A 4,431-nucleotide genomic window follows, 5' to 3' on the forward strand; every position below is an offset into this window, starting at 1 on the left:
GCGCGGCGAGCTGGAGCGGCTGGCCGGGCGCACCGGGGTGCGGCACCGGGTGCGGTTCCCCGGCTTCGTGCCCGACGCGCTGCTGCCCACCGTCTACCGGGCGGCGGACGTGTTCGCCATCCCCGGCGTGGCCGAGTTGCAGAGCATCGCCACGTTGGAGGCGGTGGCCTCCGGCCTGCCGGTCGTCGCCGCCGACGCGGTGGCCCTGCCGCACCTGGTCTCGCCCGGCCGCAACGGCTTCCTGTTCCGGCCGGGCGACGTCGACGGCCTCGCCGGGTCCCTCGTACGCCTGCTCACCTCGGACGATCTCCGCACCCGCATGGGCACGGCGGGCCGCACGGTGGCCGCGGCCCATTCCCGCACCCGCACCCTGGAACGCTTCGAGGAGATCTACCGCACCCTGCTGCGCTGAGCGCGGGCGGCCTGAATCCTGACCTGGATCACACTCGACGCCCACGCGATGTTACCGACAGGTAGAGTCAGCTGCCGGCGCTGCGAGCCTCACCGGAGCGGCTTGCCGTTTCCTCTTCTTCCCTTCCCCGAAGCCGAAAGTAGCTGATGTCGCCTCCTGTTCCGCTGCGCTCGATGCCCGCTGTCCTCCGCCGCCGTCCCACCTGGCTGTCCCCCCGGGTGCTGCGCACCGAGTCCCTGGCCGGGCTCGTGGTCGCGCTGGCACTGATCCCGGAGGCGGTCTCCTTCTCCATCATCGCGGGCGTCGACCCGCGCGTGGGACTGTTCGCCTCGTTCACCATGGCCGTGACCATCGCCGTCACCGGCGGACGCCCGGCCATGATCTCGGCGGCCACGGGCGCCATCGCATTGGTGCTGGCCCCGCTGGTGCGGGAGCACGGCGTGGAGTACCTGCTCGCGGCCGTGGTGCTCGGCGGTCTGCTCCAGGTGGTGCTGGCGGTGTCCGGGGTGGCGCGGCTGATGCGGTTCCTGCCGCGCAGCGTCATGGTCGGCTTCGTCAACGCCCTCGCGATCCTGATCTTCCTCGCGCAGCTGCCGTACCTGACCGACGTCGGCTGGCCGGTGTACGCGCTGCTCGCGGCGGGCCTGCTGATCATGGTGGGGCTGCCGAGGCTGACGAAGGCGGTGCCCGCGCCGCTGGTGGCGATCGTGGTGCTGACCACCGTCACGGTCACCATGGGCGTGGCCGTTCCCACCGTGGGCGACCAGGGTGATCTCCCCGGGACGCTGCCGGTGCTGGGCGTGCCCGCCGTGCCGTTCACGCTCGACACGCTGGTCACGATCGCGCCCTACGCGTTCGCCATGGCCCTGGTGGGGCTGATGGAGTCGCTGATGACGGCGAAACTGGTGGACGACCTCACCGACACGCACTCGGACAAGACCCGGGAGTCCTGGGGACAGGGCGTGGCCAACATCGTCACCGGGTTCTTCGGCGGCATGGGCGGCTGCGCGATGATCGGCCAGACCATGATCAACGTGAAGTCGGGGGCCCGCACCCGCGCCTCGACGTTCCTGTCCGGCGTGTTCCTGCTGGTGCTCGTCGTCGCCCTGGCGCAGGTGGTGGCGCTGATCCCGATGGCCGCCCTCGTCGGCGTCATGATCATGGTGGCGGTCGGCACGTTCGACTGGCACAGCATCCGCCCGCAGACCCTGCGCCGGATGCCGCCGAGCGAGACGGTCGTGATGGTGACCACCGTCGCCGTCACCGTGGCCACGCACAACCTCGCCATCGGTGTCGTCGTCGGGGTGCTGGTCGCGATGGTGGCCTTCGCCCGCCGGGTCGCCCGCGTCGTCTCGGTGGACAGCGTGCTCGACCCGGACGGCAGCACCCGCATCTACCGGGTCACCGGCCAGCTGTTCTTCGCCTCCAGCAACGACCTGGTGTTCCAGTTCGACTACGCGAACGACCCGCCCACCGTGGTGATCGACCTGTCCGACGCGCACATCTGGGACGCCTCCAGCGTCGCCGCGCTGGACGCGGTCACCACGAAGTACCGGCAACGGGGCACGGAGGTCACCATCACCGGGATGAACGACGACAGCGAGCAGCGGCACAACGCCCTGGCGGGCACGCTCACCGGCGCCCACTGAGCGCCTCCCGCACGCGCGCAGCTCCCGGCCGGGTCGGTTCAACCGCCCGCACACCGGGCACCATCCGCACGTGCGGGAACGGACGGGACGGCCCCGGTGACAACCCCGGCCGAGCTGGCCCGGGAGGTGGCCGCGCACGGGGTGACCGACGCGCGGCTGCTCGCGGCGGTGCGTGCGGTGCCCCGTGCCGCGTTCCTGCCCGACGAGCACGCCGACCGGGCATGCTCCGACGAACCGGTGCCGATCGGGCACGGCCAGGTGAGCACCCAGCCGTCGCTGTCCTGCCGCATGATCGAGGGCCTGGCGCCGGCCGGCGGCGAGCACGTGCTGGAGATCGGCACCGGCACCGGCTACCAGGCGGCCCTGCTCGCCCGGCTGGTCGCCGACGTGGTGAGCGTCGAGTACCGCGCCGACCTCGCCGCCACGGCCCGCCGCGTTCTCGCCGCGCTCGGGGTGGACACGGTCCGGGTCCGGACCGGGGACGGCACCCTCGGCGCTGCGGACTACGCGCCGTTCGACGCGGTCCTCGTCTCCGCCGCGTATCCGCGGGTGCCCACTCCCCTGGTCGACCAGCTGCGCGTCGGGGGGCGGCTGGTGCAGCCGATCGGCGCGGGCGGGCACGAGACGGTCGTCGCGTTCGAACGCACGCCGCAGGGGCTCGTGCGTCGGGAGGAGCTGCTGCCGGCGCGGTTCGTCCCGCTGCACGGGCGGCACGGCTTCCCCGAACCGGAGTGAGGCCCGCGCGGCGCCGAAGCGCCCGGCCCGGCCCCGCCCGCGTAGACTTCCCCGGTCCGACGACGACCGCGACGGGGTGGACATGCGTTTCGAGGAACTGGACTGGCGGCGGACGCCGCTCGGCGAGCTCACCCTGCGCCGGCGGTGGGATCCGGCCGTGCACGCGGACGTCCACGAGATCAAACTCGACGACGAGTTCCTGATGTCCAGCCTGTTCACCGTCTCCGAGACCCGGCTGGGTCAGCTCGCGGTGGCCGAGGCGCCGGAGGGGGAACTCGACGTGGCCGTGGGTGGTCTCGGCCTCGGCTACACCGCGCTGGCCGTGCTGGAGGAGCCGCGGGTGCGCTCGGTGGCGGTCGTGGACGCACTCGGCGAGGTGATCGAGTGGCACCGGCGGGGGCTGATCCCGGCCGGGCAGCGGCTGGGCACGGACCCGCGCTGCCACCTGGTGCACGCCGACTTCTTCGACCTGATGCGCACCGGCGCCCCGCTCGACCCGGAGTCCCCCGGACGCCGCTATCACGCGATCGTGGTGGACATCGACCACTCGCCCGCGCACCTGCTCGACCCGTCGAACGCCGATTTCTACGAATCCGCGGGGCTGCGCCGGATCGGCGAACGCCTCACCCCGGACGGGGTGTTCGCACTGTGGTCGAACGACCCGCCCGACGACGGGTTCACCGCACGGTTGGCCGGGCACTTCGCCCACGCGCGTGCCGAGATCGTCCGGTTCCCCAACCCGCTCCAGGGCCGCGAGGCGACCAGCACCGTCTATCTGGCGAGTGCCCCGCGGGACTGACACTCCGCCCGGGAGCGCGGGCGACGACCACATCGTGGGAGCGATGGAGCGGGCACGGGCCACGGGCCTAGCGTCGGGCCGTCCCCCGCACACCACGTTGGAGTCATCCTGCCCATGTCGACCACGACGGATCCCACCTCCCGACGCGACCTCCTGACCACTTCGCCGACGTCGTGCCCGGCGCCGCGCCCGGACCCGGAGGGCCCGGTGCGGACGGCGCCGCTGGTCGTCTCCGGCCTGCTGGCGGCCGGGTCGGCCTGGTACGTGTGGGCCGTGCACGGCGAGCGCTTCGCCGCCCTGCTGCTGATCGGTGTGTTCCTCGGGGTCGCACTGTTCCACTCCCGCTTCGGGTTCACCTCGGCCTGGCGCCAGCTCATCGCGGTCGGCAACGGCGACGGCATGCGGGCGCACGCGCTGCTGCTGGGCACCGCGGCGACCCTGATCATGCTGATCGTGGCGACCGGGATCGGGCTGTTCGGCGCCACCCCCGAGGTCAGCGCCGGACCGATCGGAATCCCGCTGTTCGCGGGTGCCGCCCTGTTCGCCGTCGGGATGCAGCTCGGTGGGGCCTGCGCCTCGGGGACCCTGTTCGCCGTCGGCTCCGGCCAGTCGACGATCGTGCTCACCCTCGGCGGGTTCATCGCCGGGTCCGTGTTCTACACCTGGGCGTTCCCGGCGTTCGACGGCTGGCCCGAGGTGCCCGGGCTGCTGCTGGCCGACCACGTCGGCTGGGGCGGCTCGTGGGCGATCACCGTCGGGCTGCTGCTCGGCCTCGTCGTGCTGACCCGGGTGGTGCAGGCCCGGCGCACCCCGCCGCCCCGCGGAGCGGTGCCGAC

Annotated in this window: 5 protein-coding genes; all 5 read left to right on the forward strand. The window is 73.0% G+C overall.

Going from position 1 to position 4,431, the window contains the following annotated elements; translation table 11 throughout:
- Positions 1 to 412: glycosyltransferase (locus ACTIR_RS0100365; protein ID WP_026452799.1), on the forward strand; the 412-nt coding region annotated here is incomplete at its 5' end.
- A gap of 173 nt (positions 413 to 585) precedes the next feature.
- A complete protein-coding gene (locus ACTIR_RS0100370) occupies positions 586 to 2,061 on the forward strand; it encodes a SulP family inorganic anion transporter (protein WP_154663617.1) in 1,476 nt (491 codons plus the stop codon).
- A 96-nt stretch (positions 2,062 to 2,157) separates the two neighbouring features.
- Positions 2,158 to 2,796, forward strand: a complete 639-nt coding sequence (locus ACTIR_RS0100375) for a protein-L-isoaspartate(D-aspartate) O-methyltransferase (protein WP_026452801.1) — start codon at positions 2,158 to 2,160, stop codon at positions 2,794 to 2,796.
- Positions 2,797 to 2,878: 82 nt separating this feature from the next.
- Entirely contained in the window at positions 2,879 to 3,595 is a 717-nt protein-coding gene (locus tag ACTIR_RS0100380; protein ID WP_034237548.1) for a spermidine synthase family protein, read from the forward strand.
- A gap of 114 nt (positions 3,596 to 3,709) precedes the next feature.
- Positions 3,710 to 4,431: YeeE/YedE thiosulfate transporter family protein (locus ACTIR_RS0100385; RefSeq protein ID WP_034237545.1), on the forward strand; the 722-nt coding region annotated here is incomplete at its 3' end.

The sequence above is a fragment of the Saccharomonospora iraqiensis subsp. iraqiensis genome, from assembly GCF_000430445.1.
GTDB lineage: Bacteria > Actinomycetota > Actinomycetes > Mycobacteriales > Pseudonocardiaceae > Saccharomonospora > Saccharomonospora iraqiensis.

Coding starts and splice junctions, on each gene's coding strand:
- ACTIR_RS0100370 (WP_154663617.1), top strand. CDS start 586: ATGCCCGCTGTCCTCCGCCGCCGTCCCACCTGGCTGTCCCCCCGGGTG.
- ACTIR_RS0100380 (WP_034237548.1), top strand. CDS start 2,879: ATGCGTTTCGAGGAACTGGACTGGCGGCGGACGCCGCTCGGCGAGCTC.